Below are 21,844 nucleotides of genomic sequence, written 5' to 3'. Positions count from 1 at the left end.
AGAACGGATGCCCCCAGTCTACGTGCGTGGAGGCTGGGAGCTTCCGGGCACCCGTCGGCGGCTTCAGTCCAGGGTGTCGAGGATCGCGGTGAGCAGCTCGAACGTCGTCAGCGGCGAGATGATCGCGAACCGCAGCACGGGCTCGCCGGCGTGGGAGCTCGGCACGACGAACGCGTGCTGCTCCTCGAGCAGCCTGCTCGACCACGCCTCGTAGTCGGCGAGCGTCCAGCCCTCGCGTCGGAACACCACGACCGACAGCTGCGGGTCGCGCACGAGCGAGAGGCCCTCGCGCGATGCGATCTCGTCGGCGATGCGGCGCGCCAGGTCGATGCCGTACTCGATCGTGGCGCGGTACTGGTCGGTGCCGTGGGTCGCGAGCGAGAACCACATCGGCAGGCCTCGTGCCCGGCGGGTGAGCTGGATCGCGAGGTCGGACGGGTTCCAGTCCGGCTTGCCGGTGAGGGTGTCGAGGTACTCGGCCTTCTGGGTGTGGGCCGACAGCGCGAGTGCGGGCTCCCGGTAGATGAGAGCACACGCGTCGAAGGGCGCGAACAGCCACTTGTGCGGGTCGACGATGACCGAGTCGGCGAGCTCGACGCCCGCGAAGACGGGCCGCATGCTCTCGACGAGCATCGCCGCGAGGCCGTAGGCGCCGTCGACGTGGAACCAGATGCCGCGCTCGCGGGCGACGGCCCCGACGCTCGCGATGTCGTCGACGATGCCGAAGTTGGTCGTGCCACCGGTGGCGACCACCGCGAACACCGCGGCCGCGTGCTCGTCGAGCACGCGGACGACCGCGTCACCGTGCAGGCGCCCGTTCGCATCCACCTCGGCCGTCGCCACGTCGACGTCCATGACGGCCGCGGCCGACGCGATCGACGAGTGGGCCTCGGCGCTGCACACGACGACCCACCGCGGCGGCGCCTGGCGCCCCTCGTCCGCCGCACGGCGGCGCGCAGCATCCCGAGCCGTCACGAGAGCCGAGAGGTTGCCGATCGTGCCGCCCTGCACGAATACGCCCCCCGCTCCCGCCGGCAGGCCGAACTCCTTCGCGAGCCAGTGCAGCACCTCGTTCTCGGCGAACACCGCGCCGGCGCCCTCGACCCACGAGCCTCCGTAGATGGCGGATGCCGAGACCACGACGTCGAACGCGAGCGCGGCCTTGCTCGGCGCCGAGGGGATGAACGAGAGGTACCCGGGGTGGTCGGTCGACACGCACGCCGGGGCCAGGACGTTCTCGAAGAGGGCGATCGCGCGCCGCGAGCCGATGCCTTCGGGGGTGATCGAACCGGACGCCAGGCGCTCCAGGTCGCGCGGGGTCATCGGCTTGTCGAGCGGCACGTCCTCGTAGAGGGCCCGGCGCCGCGCGTACTCCAGCACGTCCTCGACGGTGTGGCGGGTGTCGGGCGAGATGCGGTGCATGTCTTCAGGCGCGGTCACGGTGAGTCCTTCCAGAGGTGGCGTGGCCAGGCTATGCGCGTACCACTGCGCCTTTCAATCAGCATCTCGCGTCAATTCGGCGACCCGATACGCATTCTGCGTATAGACGGGGTACATTCTGTGCATGGTGGCTCCGCTGGATGATCTCGACCGTCGCCTGATCTCGCTGCTCCGCGCGAACGGCCGGGAGTCGGTGGTTCGGCTCGCGGAGCGGCTCGGCGTCACGCGCACGACCGTGAACAAGCGCATCGAGCGGCTCGTCGAATCGGGCGTCATCGCCGGCTTCTCGGTGCGCCTGCACGATGTCGCGAGCGACTCCGCCGTACGCGCGATCACGCTGGTCGCCGTCGAGGGACACGACGCGCGGGACGCGATCCGTCAGCTGCGAGGCATCCCTCAGATCGCGGCACTGCATACGACCAACGGTCGCTGGGATCTCGTGGCCGAGCTCAGCTGCGAGAGCCTCGGCGACCTCGACGGCGCCCTCGCGGCGATCCGCAGCACCGCGGGCGTGCGGGACAGCGAGACGAGCATCCTCCTGAGCTCGGCCGTCGCCTGAGGTCAGGGGAGCGGGACGACCGCGCCCGACCGCAACGTCGTGCAACGTACGCGCGCCTACCGTCGGATCAGAGGGCGGCGAACGCCCGCCCCAGGGAAGTGATATCGATGACGATCCTGACCGACTCGCACGCAGCACACGGCACCGCGACCCCCACCGGCACGATGCGCGCAGCCGTGGTCACCGCGCCCGACCGGCCTCTCGAAGTGCGCGACGTGCCCATCCCCGCGCCCGGCCCCGGGCAGGCGCTCGTGAAGGTGCTCACCACCGGCGTGTGCCACACCGACCTCCACGCCGCCCGCGGCGACTGGCCGGTCGCCCCGAAGTCCGACCTCATCCCTGGGCACGAGGGGTACGGCCGCGTCGTCGCCCTCGGCGAGGGCGTCACGACGCTCGCGGTCGGCGAACTCGTCGGCAACGCGTGGCTCTGGAGCGCCTGCGGCGTCTGCGAGTTCTGCCGCACCGGGTGGGAGACGCTGTGCCCCGACCAGCAGAACGGCGGGTACTCCGTCGACGGCAGCTTCGGCGAGTACATGCTCGTCGACGAGCGCTTCGCCGCCCGCATCCCGGCGGGCGCCGACCCCGTCGAGGTCGCGCCGATCCTGTGCGCCGGCGTCACCGTCTACAAGGGACTCAAGATGACCGAGGCGCGTCCGGGCGAATGGGTCGTGATCTCGGGCATCGGCGGACTCGGCCACATCGCGGTCCAGTACGCCCGCGCGATGGGCCTGCGGGTCGCCGCCGTCGACATCGACGACGCCAAGCTCGAGCTCGCCCGCCGGCACGGCGCCGAACTCACGGTCAACGCGCTCACGCAGGACCCGGCCGCCGTCGTCCAGGAGCGCACCGGCGGCGCGCACGGCGTGCTGGTCACCGCCGTGCACCCGAAGGCCTTCGGCCAGGCGCTGGGCGTCGCCCGCCGCGGCGCGACGATCGTCTTCAACGGCCTCCCGCCGGGCGACTTCCCCGCCGACATCTTCGACATCGTGCTCCGCGCGATCACGATCCGCGGATCGATCGTCGGCACGCGCCAGGACATGATCGAGGCACTCGACTTCTACGCGCGCGGCCAGATCCACCCGACCGTCGCCGTCGAGTCGATCGACGACGTCAACGACATCTTCGAGCGCATGGAGCACGGCAGGATCGACGGCCGCATCGTGATGCAGTTCGAGTGACGCCGAGGAGGTGTCACGGGAGCACAGGGGCGGGGCGGATGCCTCGCCCCTGCCTCGTGCACGTCGCCACGATCAAGCAGGAATGGAGAAGCGCCGCCGAATCGCCGTGGGTAGCGTGAGGATCACGGGACGCGAAGGCGCCCACGAGCGTGAGGAGGAGCATCATGGCGAAGACGGCATCGGACGGACTGTCGCAGGAGGAGCGCGAGGCGGTCAAGAATCGCGCGAAGGAGCTGCGCGACCAGGCCAAGGCGGGCAAGAGCCGCGAGGCGGGCACCAAGCAGGTCCGCGAGGCGATCGAGAAGCTCGACGGCACCGACCGCGACATCGCCGAGGGCCTGCACAAGGTGGTCGGCGAGGTCGCTCCCGACCTCGTGCCCAAGACCTACTACGGCTTCCCCGCGTACGCGAACGCGGCCGGCAAGGTCGTCGTCTTCACGCAGCCGGCCTCGAAGTTCAAGACCCGCTACGCGACCATCCAGTTCGACGAGAACGCCCACCTCGACGACGGCGACTTCTGGTCGACGGGGTTCGCGGTGCTCGCCTGGACGCCCGCGGTCGAGAAGAAGATCACCGAGCTCGTCGCGGCCGCCGTGGCCTGACCCGGCGCGACCGACGCACCGCGGGGCGCGGCATCCGTCAGAGATACGGATGCTGCGCCCCGCGGTCGTGCGCGGTTCAGCGGTCGGGGCCGGCCGGCGTCGGAGCGGCGCGATCGGCGTGGCCGAGGGCCCGGCCGGGAGCGATGCGGTCGCGTACGCGGCGCTTCAGGGCGACGATGTCGGGGAAGCCGCCGTCAGCCTTGCGGGACCAGACGAGCTCATCGTCGGCGTAGACCTCGAAGATCCCGCCGGTGCCCGGCTCGAGCGTCGCGCCGCCGCCCATGAGTTCGTCCTGGAAGGTGGTGAGGAGCTCCTGTGCGACCCATGCCGCGCGGAGCATCCACGCGCACTGGGTGCAGTAGACGACGCGGATGTGATGGCTCATACGCCTGTCCCCTCCGCCGCCAGGAACTCCGCGGCCGCATCGCGGAACGCGCGCGAGCCCGGGGCGTTGAAATGATGCCGCCCCGGGATCTCGATGAAACGGCCGTTCGGCGCCGTCGCGGCGAGTGCCCGCGAGCGCTCGAGGATCGCATCCTCCGTACCCGTCGCGAACAGCACCGGCTGCCGCGGAGGCCGCTCCCGGTCGGGGTCGGCGTCGCCGAACCGCATGCCCTCGGCGAGCGCGATCAGAGCGCGCAGGTCGTTGTCAGGGACACGCTCGGCGAGTTTCACGTAGTTCTGGGTGACCGGATCCTCGACGGGTATGCCCTTTTCGGCATACGCGCGGGCCTGCTCGATGCGCAGCCGCCCGAGCGGGCGCCCGTCGGGGATACCGCCCAGCACCGCGCGACTCACGTGCTCCGGCGCGTCGACGGCGAGCTGCCAGCCGACACGGGCACCGAGCGAGTAGCCGACGTAGCGGACGTCATCGACGAGATACGTGTCGAGCACGGCGATCAGGTCGCTCACGAAGGCGCTCATCGAGTAGGCGACGGGGTCATCGGGCTTGTCGCTCGCGCCGTGGCCGCGCTGATCGACGCCGATGACGCGATATCCGGCGGCGGTGAGCATGCGCACCCAGCCGGTCTCCACCCAGTTGTCGCGGCAGCTCGACGCGAACCCGTGCACGCACAGCACGGGGTCGGCGTCAGGCTCGCCCCAGGCGTACGTCGCGAGCTGGTACCCCTCCGCAGACATGATGTAGCTCGGCGGCGGCATCTCGGTGCGCGGGAACGAGGCGACGGCATCCATATCGCCATTCTGCTCCCGCGCCCGCGCGCTCAAGTGCACCAGAGCGCCGGCGAAGGGTCCCCAAGTCCTTTCCCCCCAGGCGGAAAGGCCGCACAGGTTACCTCCCACCGCGCGGGATATCAACCGGGCTGAGGGTCGGGGCGTGCTCCGCATACGTTCACCTCATGAGCACCGACAACCGCGACTACCGCACGACGGACCCGCGGAGGACCGACGCGGACCTGGATCGTGATCGCGATCTCGCCCGCGACCCCGATGCCGGCAGCACCCGTCCCCTCGACACGGATCCCCGCACCGACACCACCCGCGACATCGACGGCACTCGCGCCCGTGACGCGGACCGCGACGGCGTCGCCGACGACACCGAGCGCATCTACCGCGACCGCGACGCCCACGTGGTGCGCGATCGCGACGGCGACGGCGTGCCGGACGCCCAGGAGGCGCGTCGCACGCGAGATGTCGACAGCGTCACCGACACCCGCGAGGCGTCGCTGCGCGAGGTCGTCGTCGCCCGCGAGCGCGAGCGCTTCGGAGGGATCAAGTTCGGCAGCGCCTTCTTCGGCTGGCTCACGGCATTGGGCGCACTCGTCGCGCTGACCGCCGTTGTCGCCGCGATCGGCGCTGCCATCGGCCTCACCTCGCCCCAGGCGGTCGACGACGCCGCCGAGGCCGCGACCGGCAACACGGGCGCGGCCACCATCATCGGGGCGATCGCCATCGCCGTCGTGCTGTTCATCGCCTACTTCGCCGGCGGCTACGTCGCCGGCCGCATGGCGCGTTTCAGCGGCGCCAAGCAGGGCTTCGCAGTGTGGCTGTGGGCGATCCTCATCGCGATCGTGGTCGCGGTGATCACGCTGATCGCCGGCAGCCAGTGGGACATCCTCGCGAACGTCGACATCTTCCCGCGCATCCCGGTGACCGCCGACACGGCGACGCTCACCGGCATCCTCACCGCCATCGGCGCCGCCGTGATCACGCTCGTCGCCGCGGTCCTGGGCGGGATGGCCGGCATGAGCTACCACCGCCGCGTCGACCGCGTCGGACTGGACGGTGTGGACCGCGTGGATCGCGCCCGCTCTTGAGCCTCGCCCTATGAAAGACAACGAAGAGAAGGGGATCCGCCATGGGTCTGGATGACGACATCAAGCACAATGCCGAAGACATGAAGGGCAAGGTGAAGGAGAAGGTCGGCGACGCGACCGGCAACGAGAAGCTGCAGGCCGAAGGCGTGGCGGATCAGGCCAGCGCCAAGATGAAGAAGGCCGGCGACGACATCAAGGACGCGGTCACCGGCGACCGGTGACCTGCCGACGACGATGCCCCGGCTCCCGGCGGACCCGGGGCATCGTCGTGCGTGCGCTCAGAACACGTCCCAGCCGCGCGCCCGCTCGGCCAGCGCGTCGATGACACGGCCGGTGGCGGGCGTCGGGGGGTCGGCGGCTCGGATCGCGAGGTGCAGGGTGTTGATCGGCGCTTCGTCGGAGCGGTGCAGCACCTCGACGGTGCCGGCGCCGATGGCGGGCTCGGCGAGGTAGCGGGGCAGCGCCGAGATGCCGATTCCCGCCACAACGGCGGCGAGTACACCCCGCAGGTCGGGCACCGTGACAGCCACGGGATTGGCGGGTCGATGCCCGAACTGACTGCGCCAGTACCTGCGCACGATCGACAGGTCGGCGTCGTAGGCCACGAGGGGCAGGTGCTGAAGCGCCCCCGCCGGTTCGGCGGCGAGGCGCTTCCGGTCGATCGTCCGAGCGAGCGCCGGTGCCCCCACGAGCACGAACTCCTCGTCCACGAGACCGCGATAACGGATGCCGCGCACCGGCGTCCGCACCGATGACACCACGACGTCGAGCTCACCGTCCGCGAGGCGTGCGAGCAGGTCGTGGGCGAGGCCCAGGGTGAACGCGAGGCTCACGCCCTCGCCCGTCAGCGGCGCCAGGGCGGGGATGACCCTCGACGCGACAACGTCGCTCGCACCTCCGATCCGGACCGTCTCAGCGGGGCCGGGGGCGGGCGCGACCCACACCTCGCGCAGGCGGTCGACCGGCCCGGCCACGCGTACCGCGAGGGCGTCGCCGGCGGGCGTCGGGGTGGCTCCACGTGCCGAGCGCGTGAACAGCGGCGTGCCGAGCTCGCCCTCGAGCCGGGCGATCCGTTCGCTCACCGACGGCTGGCTGACACCCAGCCGCGCCGCGGCGGCGGTGATCGACCCCGCCCGGTGCACCTCGAGGAACGTGTGCAGCAGGTCGAGTTCTTGCATGCGGCATCCGTCCATCAAGAAATCTATGACTAAACAGCATTGTAGGAAATGATGCCGATGGATGCCTCGTTCCTTCCCGCAGCGGCTCGCACCGAGCGCCCACCTGAACGGAGAAGACATGGCACACGTACTCATGGCTGTCACTGGCGCGGACACCATCGCGCTCACCGACGGCACCGCGCACCCGACCGGATTCTGGGCGGAGGAGCTCGTCGAGCTGCACCGCGGGCTCGTCGCCGCGGGTCACACCGTCGACATCGCGACTCCGGGCGGCGTACGCCCCACGGTCGACCCCGGCAGCCTCGGCGAGGAGTCCTCGGACGAGCTGCACGCCTACCTCGCGTCGATCGACGCCCTGCTCGCGCACCCCCGCGACCTCGCCGACGTGAAGACCGACGAGTACGACGCGATCGCGCTGCCGGGCGGGCACGGACCGATGGTGGACCTCGCGACGGATGCCGACCTCGGACGGCTCCTCGTCGACGCGATCGACCGCGACGCGGTGGTCGGCGTGCTGTGCCATGGTCCGGCCGGCCTCTTGAGCGCGGTGCGCGAGGACGGCTCGTTCGCCTTCGCCGGGCGCCGGCTCGCGGTCTTCACCGACGAGGAGGAGCACCAGGGCGGCCTCAAGGATGCCTCGCCGTACCTCGTCGAGTCGCGGTTGCGCGACCTCGGGGCCGTCGTCGCGTCGGGTGAGCCGTGGTCGGTCACGGTCGTCGTGGACGGCTCGCTCGTAAGCGGACAGAACCCGCAGTCGAGCGTGGCCACGGCCCGGCGCCTCGTCGAGGTGCTCGCCGCTCGCTGACGCCGAGGGAGGCGGATGCAGCGGCCCGCGGCATCGGTCTCCGCGTCGGTGCGAGGGTCAGGCGACGGGCTGCTGCAGCTCGGTCACCCACGTGGACTGCGGGCCGTCGGCCTGGAGGTAGACCTCGCGGCAGGGGCCGTCGAACTCGCCGCCGTCTGCCACGACCGCCTGCATGAACGCGGCCCACGCATCGGCGATGCCGCTCATCTCGCCCCGGTAGGTCGTGACGGCGGAGCGCTCGACTGCGGGCAGCTCCACGACCTGCCAGCCGTCGCCCTCCACCGGCTCGTCGCCCGCGATCCACGAGACCCACACCCGCAGGTCGCCGCCGTCGAGCGGCTCGTACCAGAAGGTGCCGGGCTCGCGGTACTCCACGCCCGCGGCCTCGAGGGCACCGTGCAGGGGCGGCAGGATGCGGTCGATCACGGCGGGTACGCCTTCACCGCCCGGTGCGACGCCCGATGCCGCATAGACGGTGACGGGCTCGAGCCGGCGGTATTCGATGGCGGTCATCCTGTGCTCTCCTTCGAGGGTCGGGGGCGGCGCGTGAATCTCGCCTCCTGGATCGTCGCCCTGGGGTCGGACATCGGCGGCGGGGCACAATGGCACCGTGCCCATTCTGAACAAGGACATGGTCCTCTGCATCTCCCTCGCCGCACGCCCCTCCAACATCGGCACGAGGTTCCACAACTTCCTCTACGACGAGCTCGGGCTGAACTTCATCTACAAGGCGTTCACGACGAACGACATCGAGGCCGCGATCGGCGGGGTGCGGGCGCTCGGCATCCGCGGGTGCTCGGTGTCGATGCCGTTCAAAGAGGCCGTGATCCCGCTCGTCGACGAGATCGAGCCCTCCGCCGCGGCGATCGAGTCCGTGAACACGATCGTCAACGAGGGCGGGCGCCTCGTCGCGTCGAACACCGACTACGAGGCGGTCGCAGAGCTACTCGAGCGGCATGCCGTCGACCCGGCGCTCCCCGTGCTGGTGCGCGGATCGGGCGGCATGGGCAAGGCGGTCGTCGCGGCGTTCCGCGGCGCGGGCTTCGACGACGTCACCGTGGTCGCACGCAACGCCGAGGCGGGCGCCCGGATCGCCGAGAAGTACGGCTTCCGCAGCACCACGGCCGACCCGGCGCCCGGGCACGCGGTGCTGGTCAACGTCACCCCGCTCGGAATGGCCGGGGCCGACGCCGACGTCCTGTCGTTCTCCCAGGAGCACGTCGACGCGGCGCAGACCGTGTTCGATGTCGTCGCCTACCCCGCCGAGACCCCGCTGATCCGGGCGGCGCGGAGCGGCGGCATCCCGGTCATCACGGGTGCCGAGGTGATCGCCCTGCAGGCGGCCCGGCAGTTCGAGCGGTACACCGGCGTCACGCCGACGCTCGACCAGATCCAACGCGCATCGGAGTTCTCGCGGCAGTAGACCGGCCCGCCCTCGACCGCGAGCCAGGGGATTCCCGCCGAGACCGAGGACGTCGCCCTCGGTCTCGGCGGAAACGCCTCGGCTCGATGAGACCGGCGTCGGGTCAGGGCACGCGGTAGCCCGCGGCCCGGAACAGCTCGTACCACTCGGCGCGGGTCAGCGGGATGTCCGAACCCTCGGCGGCACCGCTCACACGCTCGGAGCTCGTCGTTCCGAGCACGACCTGCATACGCGCCGGATGGCGGGTGATCCACGCCACCGCGATCGCGATCGGCGGCACGTCGTACTTCCGCGCGAGACGGTCGATCACCGCGTTGAGCTCGGGGTAGTCGGGCGAGTCGAGGAACACGCCGGTGAAGAAGCCCGCCTGGAACGGCGACCAGGCCTGCACCGCGATGTCGTGCAGGCGGCAGTAGTCGATGATGCCGCCGCCGTCGAGCGTGAGGGACTGCTCCTCGCCGTGCATGTTCGCGGCGACGCCCTGCGCGATGGTCGGGGAGTGGGTGATCGACAGCTGGATCTGGTTCGCGACGATGGGCTGGCGCACCGACTTCTTCAGCAGATCGATCTGGCGCGGGGTGTGGTTCGAGACGCCGAACGCCCGCACCTTGCCCGCCGCCTCGAGGTCGTCGAACGCCCGCGCGACCTCGTCGGGCTCGACCAGGGCGTCGGGCCGGTGCAGCAGCAGGATGTCGATGTAGTCGGTGTCGAGCGCCCGCAGCGACCCCTCCACCGAATCGACGATGTGCTCGTACGAGAAGTCGAAGTACGGCCCGTCGCCGACGATGCCGGCCTTGGTCTGGATGGTGATCTCCGCGCGCTCGGAGGATGAGAGCCGCATCGCCTCGGCGAAGCGGCTCTCACAGCCGTGCAGGGAGCTGCCGTAGATGTCGGCGTGATCGAAGAAGTCGATGCCCGCGTCGCGCGCGGTGCGGATCAGCGTGCGCACGGCGTCGTCGTCGAGGTCCTGGATGCGCATGAGGCCGAGCACCACGTTGGGCGCCGGGCGCTCGACGCCGGTGAGTTCGATGGTCTTCATGGGTCCGCTCTCGGGTCGGGTCAGTACTGCCGGGTCCACGTTAGGCACCGCCCACAAAGAAGTCCAACAACTGTATATTCTGCGATTGAGAATCGAAACGAATGGATACACCATGGAGCACCGCCAGCTGGAGTACCTGGTCACCCTCACCGAGGAGCGGCATTTCACCCGCGCCGCAGAGCGATGCCGCGTCTCTCAGTCCGGCCTGTCGGCGGCGATCCGCCGACTCGAGCAAGAGCTCGACGCGAAGCTCTTCGAGCGGACCACGCGCTCTGTCGAGCCGACGCCGGCCGCGCTCGCGCTCCTGCCGCACGCCCGCGAGATCCTCGCCCAGACGGCCGCGGGACGGGATGCCGTCGTCCGCGCGTCGCACCAGCTCGCCGGCTCGCTGCGCATCGGCGCCGAGCAGTGCCTGGGTGCACTCGACGTGAACCTGCTCCTCGAGCGGTTCCACCGCCGCCACCCTGCCGTCGACATCCAGTTCGTGCAGGCGGGGTCGCATCAGCTGGTCGACCATGTCGCGGCCGGCGAGCTGGACGTCGCCTTCGTCGCCAGCGCGGACCCCGCGCCGGTGCCGGCCGTGGCGGAGCTCGCGCGGATCCCCCTCGTGCTCATCGTCCCGCCCGCCCACCCGCTGGCCGAGCGTCCGGTGTCGCGGTGGAAGGACCTCCGCGACGCCGACTTCGTGGACTTCCGACCGGCGTGGGCGCTGCGGACGATCAACGACGACGCGTTCCAGCGGCACGGCGTCGAGCGGCGGGTGCGCTGCAGCGTCGACGACGTGCACACGCTGCTCGACCTCGTCGTGCGCGGGCTCGGCGTCGCGATCGTGCCGCAGCACGTCGCGAACAAGCCCCAGGCGAAGGGCCTGGTCGCCCTGCCGGTCCCCTCCGGTGCGCCGGAGTGGATCGTGTCGACCCTCATCGCGAGCACCGCCTCGCTCGCACCCCGCCTGCTCGAGATCCTCGACGAGGAGCGTGCCGAAGCCGAGGCCGCATGACCGTCGTACTGGTCGAAGGTGAGAGCGATCGGATCGCTCTCGAGACGCTCGCGACGCGGATGGGGATACGGATGCCGGAGGTCCGTGTCGTGGGCGGCTCCAAGGGCGCCCGCCGCGCGGTCGGGGAGCTCGTCGGCGTACCGCTCGTCGGTCTCGTCGATGTGGGGGAGCGGAGAGACTTCGAGCGCGTGCTCGACACGGTGTTCGTGTGCGACCCCGACCTCGAGGCCGAGTTCGTGCGCGCTCTCGGCGTCGCGGGCGTCGAGGCGGTGATCGCGGAGCAGGGCGAGCTCGAGTCGTTCCGGAGTCTGCAGCGCCAGCCGTTCCAGCGCGAACGTCCGGTCGACGCGCAGCTCGCGCGCTTCTTCGGGGGCCGCAGCGGCAACAAGGCGCGCTACGCCCGGCTGCTCGCAGAGGCGGTGCCGCTCGATCGCGTGCCGCCGCCGCTCGCGGCGCTGCTCGCCGCGCTCTGACCGCGACCCCGATCAGGGCTTGTGCGGCAGCATCCATCGTCTTGCCGTCGGTGAGATCGTTCTCACGCGCCGCTTGCCACCCGTTCACCGGGCCGTCGCGGAATGGTCGGCGATCGGTCAGCGCGCGGCCGAGCGACCCCGGTTGCGTCGAGGGCATGAGTCGAATCCCCACACGACGCGTCCTGCCGCGCCTTCTCGCCGCGGCAGCAGCGACGGCCACCGCCGTCGCCCTCCTCCCCACCTCCGCCGCCTTCGCCCAGCCGGTCGCCACCGCGTCCGGCGACTCGCAGTCGCCGTACGTGCAGACGCACGTGCCGACGCTGGTCGCGCGGGCGACGCTCTCGGCCGACCACCTCGAGCCGGGCCCGGCGTCGGGTGCCCTGGCCAGCACGGCCAATGGGCGCACCGGTCCGTGGAACGGGCAGGTCATCCCCGGATTCTCGGCCGCGATCGACAACGGCGACGGCACCTTCTGGGCGCAGCCCGACAACGGCTTCGGCGCCAAGGGCAACTCCGCCGACTTCCTGCTGCGCAACTACCTCGTGCGTCCGGCGTGGCAGACGGCCGCCGGGGGCGCCGGCGAGATCCGCATCGAGCGGGTCGTGTCGTACAACGACCGCAATCACGTGCTCGACTTCCCGATCGTGGGCGACGGCACCGCCGAGCGCCTCCTCACCGGCGCCGACTTCGACATCGAGTCCGTCGTCAGGGCCAAGGACGGCACCTTCTGGGTCGGCGAGGAGTTCGGGCCGTTCCTGCTGCACTTCGACGCCGAGGGCACGCTGCTCGAGAAGCCCTTCTCGCTCGACGGCGCGAAGTCTCCGCAGAACCCGTACCTGCAGTCCGGCGAGACGCCGCGCGTGCGGGCCAGCCGTGGCTTCGAGGCCCTCGCCGCCTCGGTGAACGGGCGCTACCTCCACCCGGTCGTCGAAGGCTCGTACGCAGACGACAGCGACCTGCGCCGCCGCGAGATCCTCGAGTTCGACACGCGCGCCGGCGCCTACACCGGCCGCACGTGGAGCTACCAGACCGACCAGGAGCCGAACGTCATCGGCGATGCCTTCACCGTGAAGAACGACGTGCTCCTGCTCATCGAGCGCGACGACTTCGAGGGCGAGCAGTCCGTCACCAAGCGCGTGTACCAGGTCGACCTGCGGCGCACGGACGCCGAGGGCTACCTCGAGAAGACGCTCGTGCTCGACGCGCTGCGCATCGCCAACCCGAGCGGCATCGGCGCGGGTGACGGCTACGGCACGGGCGAGGTCTACTCGCTGCCGGTGCAGTCGTTCGAGACCGTCGTGCAGCTGAAGGACGGCAGCCTGCTCATCGGGAACGACAACAACTACCCCGGCAACGACGCGCGCATCCCCGGCACGCCCGACGACACCGAGTTCGCGATCATCGACCTCGACAAGACGAAGATCGAGCCGTCGACGGTCAGCCTCATCGGCCACCGCGGCGCGAGCGGCTCGCGTCCCGAGCACACGCTCGCCGCGTACGAGACGGCGATCGTCCAGTGCGCCGACTACATCGAGCCGGACGTCGTCTCCACGAAGGACGGCGTCCTGGTCGCGCGTCACGAGAACGAGATCGGCGGGACGACGGATGTCGCGTCGCACCCCGAGTTCGCCGCACGCAAGACCACGAAGCTCATCGACGGCGTCTCGGTGACGGGCTGGTTCACGGAGGACTTCACCTTCGCCGAGCTGCGCACCCTCCGCGCGAAGGAGCGCCTGCCCCAGACGCGTCCCGCGAACACCGCGTTCGACGGGCTCTATGTCATCCCGACGCTCGACGAGGTCATGGACCTCGCTCGCCACTCGGTGAGCTGCGACGGCCGGCCCGTCGGCGTGTACCCCGAGACGAAGCATCCGTCGTACTTCGACGCGATCGGTCTGTCGCTCGAGGAGCCGCTCGTCGCGGCCCTGAAGGCGAACGGACTCGACCGCACGGACGCGCCGGTGATCCTGCAGAGCTTCGAGACCGCGAATCTGCGCGACCTCGACGAGATGACCGACGTCACGCTCGCCCAGCTCGTGAACGGGTCGGGCCGTCCGTACGACTTCACGCTCGCGGGTGACGCGCGCACCTACAAGGACCTGGTGACGCCGGCCGGCCTCGCCGAGATCGCGACCTACGCCGACGGGGTGGGACTCGAGAAGTCCGTCATGATCCCGCGTACCGCTGAAGGACGCCTCGGCACGCCCACCGCGGTCATCGCCGACGCGCACGCCGCGGGGCTCACGGTGCACGGCTGGACGTTCCGGGCCGAGAACCAGTTCCTGCCCGCCGACTTCCGCTCCAGCGCCGACCCCGCCGCCTACGGCGACCTGGACGGTGAGATCCGCGCGTTCGTCGCCGCCGGCATGGACGGCGTCTTCAGCGACCACCCCGGCATCGCCGCGGTGACCATCGACACGGTGACGCTCGCGGGCTGAGCCGGGACGACATCGCCGATTTCGGGCGGGGGATGCTGCGGCATCCCCCGCCCTTCGCCGTGCGCGCCACCTCCGCCTGGCAAAATGCGGAGGATGGGCGCCGCCGGGGGGCGGCGCTTTGGACGAAGGGACGAGTATGGCCATCGACGGCACCCCCGGGGCGGGACTGACGAAGGAACAGCTGGCGGAGGAGGTGACGCACCTCGCGACGCCCGACGTCCTTTCGACGCCGTTCGGCGACTTCGAGTTCTTCGACGGCGTGCCCAAGACCGACTCGGTGCGGTCGATCTTCGACGCACTCGACCTGCTGCGCGGCATCGACGCGTTCCTCACTGCGATGCCGGGAGCCTCGCTGGTCGCGATGCGGAACGGTCTGCGGACGGCGGGCGTGGATGCGCCCGACAAGATCGGCTACACCGACCCCCGGGCGAACTCCGGCGGCATCTTCCTCACCCCGAACACCGAGACGACCTATGGCACGACGTTCCTCGATCTGAAGGCCTGGGGGCCGACGGTCATCGAGGCGCCGCCGCAGTCGCTGTGCGTCGTCGACGACTTCTGGTTCCGGTACGTCGCCGACATGGGCATCGCCGGGCCCGATAAGGGCGCCGGCGGCAAGTACCTCTTCCTGCCGCCGGGTTACGACGGCGAGCGCCCGGAGGGGTACTACACGTACGATTCGCCGACCTACGCGAACTGGGTCGTGCTGCGCACCCTGGGCGGTGTTCCCGCGATGAAGGAGACGCGGATCTACCCGCTGAGCGAAGCCGACTCGCCCCGCGAGAACACCTTCCTGAACATCGCTCCCGTGCTGCAGAACACCGTGCACGCGAACGACTTCACGTTCTTCGAGGAGATCGCGCAGCTCGTTTCGGAGGAGCCGCCGACGGCGCTCGACCCCGAAAGAGCCGGCACCCTGGCCTCGATCGGACTCGTGCACGGCACGCCCTTCGAGCCCGACGCCCACCGGCGCGCCATCCTCGACGACGCCGCCCGCATCGGTGCGGCGATCTCGCGAGCGCTCGTCTACAAGCCGCGCGACCCCGACGCCTTCTTCTGGGAGGGCTCGTCGTGGAAGAACGCGTTCGTGGGCGGCAGCTACGAGTTCCTGCGCGGCGGCGCCCTCAATCTCGACGCCCGCACGCAGTTCCACTACTTCGCGACGGTGATCACGCCGGCGATGGCGCATGCGCAGGTGGGCTCCGGCTCGGCGTATGCGTACACCGCGGAGGATGCCGACGGCCACGCGCTCGACGGCTCCGCGACATACTCGCTGCGGATCCCGGCGGACCCGCCGGCGAAGAACTTCTGGGCGATCGACCTCTACGACACGCAGACCCGCTCGCTCCTGCAGTCCACGCCGTACCCCGCGCTCGCCAGCCTCTCGGGGACGGTGCAGTCCGAAGACGACGGCTCGTCCGTGCTGTGGTTCTCGCCGACCGCGCCCGAGGGCAAGGAGGCGAACTGGATCCCCACGATCCCCGGCAAATCCTGGTTCCCCATGCTCCGGCTCTACGGCCCGCTCGAGCCCTGGTTCGACAAGACGTGGCAGCTGCCCGAGCTCGTGAAGGGGGCCTGAACGCCGTGACCGACCTCGACACCCTCGCCGCCGAGGCGTACCTCTACGGGTTCCCGCTGGTCTTCGACCTCGAGCAGGTGGTCCGCTACACGTCGACCGGCGTCGGCTCGAACCCGCAGGCGCCGTTCAACGCGTTCTCGCACGCGCGCACCCTGGCCACGGCCGCCGATACGTTCGTGTCGATCAACAACGACACCGTCTACTCGATGGCATCGCTCGACCTCGGGGTCGGGCCGGTCCGGCTCTCGGTGCCGGCGTCCGATCGGTATCACGTGCTGCAGTTCGTCGACGCCTGGACCGACAACTTCGCCTACGTCGGCACCCGTGGCACGGGCAACGATGCCGGCGAGTTCCTGATCGTCCCGCCGGGATGGGATGGGGATGCCGAGGGGTCGACCGTCATCCACTCGCCGACGCGAGTGGCGTCGATCGTCGGCCGCTGGTCCTGCTCGGGTGTCGAGGATCTGCCGGCCGTCCACGCGCTGCAGGACGCCACCACGTTGACGCCGCTCGATCCTGGTGCGGTGGCCACCGGGGTTCCTGCGGTCGAGGCTCAGGGCGACGACGTGCTCGACTTCTGGGAGAAGTACCGCGTGTGGTCGCAGGCCTTCCCTCCCGCTCCGCGCGACGAGGCGCTGCAGGCGTCGTTCGCGGCGCTCGGCCTCACCGGCGATGCGCCGGTCGGCAAGCTGAGCGACGAGCAGCGGGCCGCGTTGCGCGCCGGATTCGAGGGCGGAGCGGGGGTGATCGCCACGGCGATGGCCGGTGCCGCCACCGGTGCGGAGCCGGGCGCCTGGTCGGCCACCCTCCACGTGTTCGACTACAACCTCGACTTCTTCGAGGCCGGTGCGATGGACGATCCCGCGTGGAAGATCGCCGATCCGAAGATCCGGATCGTCGAGCGCGCCGTGGCGGCGAAGGCAGGGCTGTGGGGCAACCACGGGTACGAAGCCGCCTACGTCATGACGTTCCTCGACGGCGACGGGCAACCGCTCACGGGTGAGCACGAGTACGAGCTGCAGCTGTCGCCGCCCCCGCCGGTCGGGGCGTTCTGGTCGGTCACGATGTACGCACTTCCGGAGTTCTACCTCGTCGCGAACGAGATCGACCGCTATTCGGTGGGCGATCGCACGCCCGGGATCATCACCGACGCCGACGGCGGCCTCACGATCCGCATCAGCCGCACGCGGCCGTCGGATCCGGATGCTGCGGCCAACTGGCTCCCGGCACCCGAGGGCGCGTTCCGCCCGATCCTGCGGATGTACATGCCGGGCGAGGCCGTGCTGAACGGCACCTACTCTCCGACGCCGATCACCCGCCTCGACTGACGCTGCCCGCGCCCTCCCGACCGTGAAACGACAGTCGCGGGACGAGACCCCGGGGATCACCCAAAGTCTCGTCCCGCAACTGTCGTCTCACGGAAGCGGCGAGGCGCAGTGGTCGGCGCCAGGACGGGGGTGCGCCAGACCATGTGTCGCGCGGGGTCAGCGCACGCGGCGGCCGTGCGCGAGGTCGATGAGGCGCGAGAGCACGTCGCCGGCGCGCAGGCCGTTGTGCTCGTGCTCGCTCGTGATCCACGGGGTCACGCCGGGGAGGAGCCGTGCCGTCTCCATCGAGAACTCGAACGGCACATAGACGTCGTTGACGTACACCGCGGCGGCGCCGCGGGCGCCGGACGCGGCGAGCGCGTCGGCGTCGTAGAGCGACGGCCACTCGAAATCGGCGAGCGCGAGGGTCACGTCGCGCCACGGCTGGAACCCGGGCACGGTGTCGAGCCACTCCCGGCGCACGTGCTCGCCGGTGAAGAGCGTCGGGTCTTCGCGGAAGTCTGCGGGTTCGGTGCGCTCGGCCGACCACCGCGTGGCGTGGCCGTCGGCATAGCTGGACTCGTGGAAGACGTAGTACAGGGGGTTGCGGGCAGTGAACGGCATCGCCCCGGCGAGGTCGTGGCGGAAGGCGTTCGATCGCGGGTCGCGTTCGAGCAGACCCCACAGCGTCTGCCAGCCGTCGTCGGTGCCGAGCGCCGAGCCCACCGAGCGCACACGCGAGACCGAGGCGACCTCGCCGCCGGGCAGCACGAGCTCCCCGTCGACCGCGAGGTCGATCACGCGCCGCATCGCGTCGCGGTGAGCGGGAAAGCGGCGGTAGTACTTCTCAGACTCGTCGCGCATCTTGTCGTACGTCACGGCGTAGACGTCGTCGGGATGGCGGCCGACGGCGCTCAGACCGCCGGTGATGTAGACGTGCTCGAGGGATGCGGCATCCGTCGAGAGATACGCCAGCGTGGTGAACCCGCCGAAGGACTGGCCCAGCACGCTCCACCGATCGGCGCCCAGGTGCTGGCGCACCGCCTCGCCGTCGCGCACGATCGCGTCGGCGCGCAGGTGCGTGATGTACTCGGCGAGCTCGGACGGGTCGCGCTCGAGGTCGTCGTCGCCGACGGGTGTCGAAAGCCCCGTGCCGCGCTGGTCGAGCAGCACGACGCGGTAGTGCTCGAGCGCCGCGTCGAGCCACGACGGCCCCGACGGCGAGTGGAACGCGCGCGGCGCCTCGTGGCCCGGTCCGCCCTGCAGGAACACCAGATACGGCAGACTCTCGCCGCCCTCTCGCGTGACGACCGCCGCGTGGATGTCGATCGTGCGGGCGTCTGCCGGATCGCCCCACACCAGGGGGACCGTGAGGAAGTGGTCGTCGATGGTCAGATCCTGCATGCGGCGCGTCGTCACGGACATGGGAACGAGCCTAGGCGCCGTCGCCGACGTCGATCGTGGAACGGACGGTGACCGTGAAGTCGTCGACGTTGCGCAGATGCGAACGGATGCTGGATTCCGCCGCAGTGGCGAGGAACGAGGCATCCGTCTCCCGAGCGGCGATGACGATCGCGTCGCCCTGGAGGCGGTGTCCGACCCAGCGAAGGCGGACGCGGTCGATGCGCTCGACACCGTCGACGTGCTCGATCGCGTGCTCGGCGCGGTCGACGAGCTCGGGTTCGACGCCGTCGAGCAGCCGGCGGCCGACGCTGCGCACCGTGCCGATGAGCAGCACGAAGATCGCGGCTGCGATGAGGAGGCCGACGACGGGGTCGGCGAGGGGGAAGCCGAGGAGGACGCCGACGCCCCCGAGCACGACCGCGAGCGACGTGAAGCCGTCGGTGCGGGCGTGGACGCCGTCGGCGACGAGGGCCGCCGACCCGATGCGCTTGCCCACTCGGATGCGGTAGATCGCGACCGCCTCGTTGCCGGCGAATCCGATGACGCCCGCGGCGATCACCCACCCGAGGTTGTCGAGAGGCTGCGGGTGCAGGATGCGGTCGATCGCCTGCCAGGCCGCCACGACGGCCGATAGAGCGACGACGAACACGATGAACAGTCCTGCGAGGTCTTCGGCCCGGCCGAGTCCGTACGTGTAGCGACGGGAGGCCGCGCGACGGCCGAGCACGAACGCGATCCACAGCGGCACGGCCGTGAGGGCGTCGGAGAGGTTGTGGACCGTGTCGGCGAGGAGGGCGACCGAGCCGCTGAACGCCACGACGATCGCCTGCACGACCGTCGTCGCGAGCAGGATGACGAGGCTGATCTTCAGGGCGCGGACGCCGGCGGAGTGCGCCTCCATCGCGTCGTCGATCGCGTCGGCGGCGTCGTGGGAGTGCGGCACGAACAGCTCGTGGAGCACGCCGCGGAACCCGCCCGCGTGGGAGTCGTCGTGGGGGCCGTGAGAGTGGTCGTGGGGGCCGTGGTCGTGAGGGTGATCGTGGTCGGTGCGGTGCCCGTGCTCGTCATGCGCGTGGTGCCCGGCGGTCTTCGCGCTCATTCGAGGGCACTCTCGGTGTGGTGGTGGCGGGGCGTACCGCCCAGCGAGTGCTCGGCCTGGTAGATCGCGTCGGCGACCAGGCGCGAGGCATGCTCATTCTCGAGCCGGTAGAACACCCGCTGACCCTCCTGGCGGGTCGACACGATGCGCGCGAGCCGGAGCTTGGCGAGATGCTGCGACACGGCCGCCGGGGACTTGTCGACGATGTCGGCGAGATGATTCACCGAGAGCTCCCCCGAGTCCTGCAGCGCGAGGACGATCCGCACCCGGGTGGCGTCGGCGAGCATCGCGAAGACCTCGACCGCGAGTTCGACGAAGGGACTGTCGACCGCGTATCCGGATCCCTGCTTATCTGCACTCATACGCAGATATTAGGACATCAAGGACCGCCTGAGATGCCCCCTCGTGACTCAGCCTCGCGTGCGGCGCTTGTCGCGGGACGGCACGAACCGGAACCGCCGCGGCCGCCGGGTCGCGCCCTGGGCGACGGGCGGCAGCACGATGGGCTGCGTGACGATCGCGTCGACGACCATCGAGCCGTCGGTCGGACCGATGAGCGCGATGGGCGTGGTGGGCGTCGCGACCATAGGGGTGACCGGCTGCGTGGCGAGCTGACGGTGCGCGTGGATGTACGCGGGCACGAGCACGACCACGGCGCCCAGCCACGCGAGCGGGTTGCTCGCGGCGACGCCGATGAAGCCGAAGATGCTGCCCAGCACGACGGCAGCGCCGACGCGCATGACGAGCTCGATGACGCCGGTCACGGTGGGGATGAGGGTGTGGCCGAGCCCCTGCAGAGCACCGCGGAGCACGAACAGGATGCCGAGGATCCAGTAGGTCGCACCGTTGATGGCGAGCATCTGCGCGGCGAGGTCCACGACCTCTGCCGAGCCTTCGTCGATGAAGAGGCGCACCGTCATCGCGCCGAAGGCGATGAGCAGGGCACCGAGCACGATGGCCGCGCCCACCGACATCCACGTCGCCTCGACCACGCCGCGGCGGATGCGGTCGGGCCGGCCGCCACCGTGGTTCTGCGCGACGAACATCGACACGGCGAGGCCGAGCGACTGCAGGAGGGCGACGGCGAGGCCGTCGACCCGGGATGCCGCGGTGTACGCGGCGACCGCGTCCGCGCCGAGCTCGTTCAGCGCGACCTGCACCGAGAGGGTTCCGATCGCGATGATCGAGGCCTGGAAGCCCATCGGCAGACCGAGGCGGAGGTGCTCCGCGAGCTCGGCCCTGCTGACACGCCAGTCGCCGCGGCGGACGTGGAGCACCGGCATCCGTCGCCGTACGAACTCGAGGCAGAGCAGCACCGAGATCGCCTGCGACACCACCGTCGCGAGCGCCGCCCCGCCCACGCCCCAGCCGAGCGGGCCGACCATGACGATGACCAGCGCGACGTTGAGCACGCACGCGAGCGTGAGGAAGACGAGCGGCGTGCGCGAGTCGCCGATGGCGCGGATGATCGCCGACAGGTAGTTGAAGAACATCATCGCGCCGGCGCCGAGGAAGCTGATCTGGGCGAAGACGATGGCGTCGTCCATGAGTTCGGCGGGCGTCTGCAGCAGCTCGAGCAGGGGCGCCGTCAGCAGCGGTGCGCCGACGGTGAGCAGGAGCGTGCAGATGCCGGTGAGGATCGTTCCCGCCGCGACGGAACGGCGCACCGCCGCGTAGTCGCGCGCCCCGAAAGCCTGCGCCGTCGGGATCGCGAAGCCCGATGTGAGACCCCACGCGAACCCGAGCAGCAGAAACAGCATGCTGCCCGTCGCGCCCACCGCGGCCAGCGCGTCGACGCCGAGCTGGCGCCCCACGACGACGGCGTCGACGAAGTGGTACAGCTGCTGCACCACGTTGCCGATCAGCAGCGGGACGGAGAACAGGAGGATGACGCGCCAGGGGCGGCCTGTCGTCAGGGCGGTGGTCATGAGGGCGGCTCTTGAACGAGAAGACGAGGAGGGGGACGGATGCCGCGCCCGCAGGCGACGGAGAGGTGCCGAGTGGCAGCAGCCAGTGTATCGAATCGATTCGGAAGCGCCATCCT

Annotated in this window: 22 protein-coding genes; 12 read left to right on the top strand and 10 right to left on the bottom strand. The window is 70.6% G+C overall.

The window, feature by feature from the left end; all coding sequences use genetic code 11:
• Window positions 1–63 precede the first annotated feature (63 nt).
• A complete protein-coding gene (locus ASF40_RS02135) occupies window positions 64–1,440 on the bottom strand; it encodes a pyridoxal phosphate-dependent decarboxylase family protein (protein ID WP_056365710.1) in 1,377 nt (458 codons plus the stop codon).
• 124 nt (window positions 1,441–1,564) lie between these two features.
• Between ASF40_RS02135 and ASF40_RS02130 the strand changes: the two genes are divergently transcribed.
• The 3 genes from ASF40_RS02130 to ASF40_RS02120 all read left to right on the top strand — a co-directional run bounded on the left by ASF40_RS02130 (window position 1,565) and on the right by ASF40_RS02120 (window position 3,779).
• Window positions 1,565–1,999 (top strand): Lrp/AsnC family transcriptional regulator, encoded by a 435-nt coding sequence (locus ASF40_RS02130; RefSeq protein WP_056365707.1) that lies wholly within the window; start codon window positions 1,565–1,567, stop codon window positions 1,997–1,999.
• Between the two features lie 107 nt (window positions 2,000–2,106).
• Complete coding sequence (gene adhP, locus ASF40_RS02125) at window positions 2,107–3,177, top strand: alcohol dehydrogenase AdhP (protein WP_235560098.1); 1,071 nt, start codon at window positions 2,107–2,109, stop codon at window positions 3,175–3,177.
• A gap of 164 nt (window positions 3,178–3,341) precedes the next feature.
• On the top strand, window positions 3,342–3,779 hold the full coding sequence (locus ASF40_RS02120; protein ID WP_056365705.1) for a hypothetical protein: 438 nt from the start codon (window positions 3,342–3,344) through the stop codon (window positions 3,777–3,779).
• A 76-nt stretch (window positions 3,780–3,855) separates the two neighbouring features.
• Here the strand turns inward: ASF40_RS02120 and ASF40_RS02115 are convergent, their stop codons facing one another.
• Both ASF40_RS02115 and ASF40_RS02110 read right to left on the bottom strand, forming a co-directional pair.
• Window positions 3,856–4,164, bottom strand: coding sequence for a SelT/SelW/SelH family protein (locus ASF40_RS02115; protein WP_056365702.1), 309 nt, complete (start codon window positions 4,162–4,164; stop codon window positions 3,856–3,858).
• A complete protein-coding gene (locus ASF40_RS02110; RefSeq protein ID WP_056365699.1) occupies window positions 4,161–4,973 on the bottom strand; it encodes an alpha/beta fold hydrolase in 813 nt (270 codons plus the stop codon). Before ASF40_RS02110 ends, ASF40_RS02115 begins: the two co-directional genes overlap by 4 nt.
• A 164-nt stretch (window positions 4,974–5,137) precedes the next feature.
• On the opposite strand from ASF40_RS02110, the gene ASF40_RS02105 reads away from it, so the two are divergent.
• Window positions 5,138–6,055: a YrzE family protein gene (locus ASF40_RS02105; RefSeq protein WP_235560097.1), complete on the top strand. Its 918-nt coding sequence runs from the start codon at window positions 5,138–5,140 to the stop codon at window positions 6,053–6,055.
• Between the two features lie 41 nt (window positions 6,056–6,096).
• On the top strand, window positions 6,097–6,276 hold the full coding sequence (locus tag ASF40_RS02100; RefSeq protein ID WP_056365696.1) for a CsbD family protein: 180 nt from the start codon (window positions 6,097–6,099) through the stop codon (window positions 6,274–6,276).
• 57 nt (window positions 6,277–6,333) lie between these two features.
• On the opposite strand, the gene ASF40_RS02095 is transcribed toward ASF40_RS02100, so the two are convergent.
• The gene (locus tag ASF40_RS02095; protein WP_056365694.1) at window positions 6,334–7,233 is read right to left on the bottom strand and encodes a LysR family transcriptional regulator; all 900 of its coding nucleotides are present in this window, start codon (window positions 7,231–7,233) and stop codon (window positions 6,334–6,336) included.
• A gap of 118 nt (window positions 7,234–7,351) precedes the next feature.
• Here ASF40_RS02095 and ASF40_RS02090 point away from each other — a divergent pair, with 118 nt between their 5' ends.
• Window positions 7,352–8,038, top strand: a complete 687-nt coding sequence (locus ASF40_RS02090; RefSeq protein ID WP_056366702.1) for a type 1 glutamine amidotransferase domain-containing protein — start codon at window positions 7,352–7,354, stop codon at window positions 8,036–8,038.
• Window positions 8,039–8,095: 57 nt separating this feature from the next.
• Here the strand turns inward: ASF40_RS02090 and ASF40_RS02085 are convergent, their stop codons facing one another.
• On the bottom strand, window positions 8,096–8,551 hold the full coding sequence (locus ASF40_RS02085; protein ID WP_200919410.1) for a GyrI-like domain-containing protein: 456 nt from the start codon (window positions 8,549–8,551) through the stop codon (window positions 8,096–8,098).
• Window positions 8,552–8,648: 97 nt separating this feature from the next.
• On the opposite strand from ASF40_RS02085, the gene ASF40_RS02080 reads away from it, so the two are divergent.
• A complete protein-coding gene (locus ASF40_RS02080) occupies window positions 8,649–9,461 on the top strand; it encodes a shikimate 5-dehydrogenase (RefSeq protein ID WP_056365691.1) in 813 nt (270 codons plus the stop codon).
• A 103-nt stretch (window positions 9,462–9,564) separates the two neighbouring features.
• On the opposite strand, the gene ASF40_RS02075 is transcribed toward ASF40_RS02080, so the two are convergent.
• Window positions 9,565–10,500 carry an aldo/keto reductase gene (locus ASF40_RS02075; protein WP_056365687.1) on the bottom strand — a complete coding sequence of 312 codons (936 nt, stop codon included), beginning with the start codon at window positions 10,498–10,500 and terminating at the stop codon, window positions 9,565–9,567.
• 112 nt (window positions 10,501–10,612) lie between these two features.
• Here ASF40_RS02075 and ASF40_RS02070 point away from each other — a divergent pair, with 112 nt between their 5' ends.
• The 5 genes from ASF40_RS02070 (at window position 10,613) to ASF40_RS02050 (ending at window position 17,318) form a co-directional block, all read left to right on the top strand.
• Window positions 10,613–11,500, top strand: a complete 888-nt coding sequence (locus tag ASF40_RS02070; RefSeq protein ID WP_056365684.1) for a LysR family transcriptional regulator — start codon at window positions 10,613–10,615, stop codon at window positions 11,498–11,500.
• Window positions 11,497–11,973 (top strand): hypothetical protein, encoded by a 477-nt coding sequence (locus ASF40_RS02065; protein ID WP_056365681.1) that lies wholly within the window; start codon window positions 11,497–11,499, stop codon window positions 11,971–11,973. The genes ASF40_RS02070 and ASF40_RS02065 overlap by 4 nt, the downstream gene beginning before the upstream one ends.
• Window positions 11,974–12,128: 155 nt before the next feature.
• The gene (locus tag ASF40_RS02060) at window positions 12,129–14,411 is read left to right on the top strand and encodes an esterase-like activity of phytase family protein (protein WP_056365677.1); all 2,283 of its coding nucleotides are present in this window, start codon (window positions 12,129–12,131) and stop codon (window positions 14,409–14,411) included.
• A gap of 136 nt (window positions 14,412–14,547) precedes the next feature.
• Window positions 14,548–15,990 (top strand): DUF1254 domain-containing protein, encoded by a 1,443-nt coding sequence (locus ASF40_RS02055; protein ID WP_082496797.1) that lies wholly within the window; start codon window positions 14,548–14,550, stop codon window positions 15,988–15,990.
• Between the two features lie 5 nt (window positions 15,991–15,995).
• The gene (locus ASF40_RS02050; protein WP_056365675.1) at window positions 15,996–17,318 is read left to right on the top strand and encodes a DUF1254 domain-containing protein; all 1,323 of its coding nucleotides are present in this window, start codon (window positions 15,996–15,998) and stop codon (window positions 17,316–17,318) included.
• Window positions 17,319–17,474: 156 nt separating this feature from the next.
• Here the strand turns inward: ASF40_RS02050 and ASF40_RS02045 are convergent, their stop codons facing one another.
• The 4 genes from ASF40_RS02045 to ASF40_RS02030 are packed head-to-tail and all read right to left on the bottom strand — an operon-like array spanning window position 17,475 to window position 21,728.
• Complete coding sequence (locus ASF40_RS02045; protein ID WP_056365672.1) at window positions 17,475–18,722, bottom strand: alpha/beta fold hydrolase; 1,248 nt, start codon at window positions 18,720–18,722, stop codon at window positions 17,475–17,477.
• Between the two features lie 10 nt (window positions 18,723–18,732).
• Window positions 18,733–19,800, bottom strand: coding sequence for a cation diffusion facilitator family transporter (locus tag ASF40_RS02040; RefSeq protein WP_056365669.1), 1,068 nt, complete (start codon window positions 19,798–19,800; stop codon window positions 18,733–18,735).
• Window positions 19,797–20,162, bottom strand: a complete 366-nt coding sequence (locus tag ASF40_RS02035; RefSeq protein ID WP_056365666.1) for an ArsR/SmtB family transcription factor — start codon at window positions 20,160–20,162, stop codon at window positions 19,797–19,799. Before ASF40_RS02035 ends, ASF40_RS02040 begins: the two co-directional genes overlap by 4 nt.
• A gap of 48 nt (window positions 20,163–20,210) precedes the next feature.
• Complete coding sequence (locus ASF40_RS02030; protein ID WP_056365663.1) at window positions 20,211–21,728, bottom strand: MATE family efflux transporter; 1,518 nt, start codon at window positions 21,726–21,728, stop codon at window positions 20,211–20,213.
• Window positions 21,729–21,844: the final 116 nt, after the last annotated feature.

This window comes from Microbacterium sp. Leaf288, from assembly GCF_001422925.1.
In the GTDB taxonomy this organism is placed as follows: domain Bacteria; phylum Actinomycetota; class Actinomycetes; order Actinomycetales; family Microbacteriaceae; genus Microbacterium.
The sequence above is the reverse complement of the archived record's forward strand: the minus strand, read 5'-3'. Positions and strand labels throughout refer to the sequence as shown.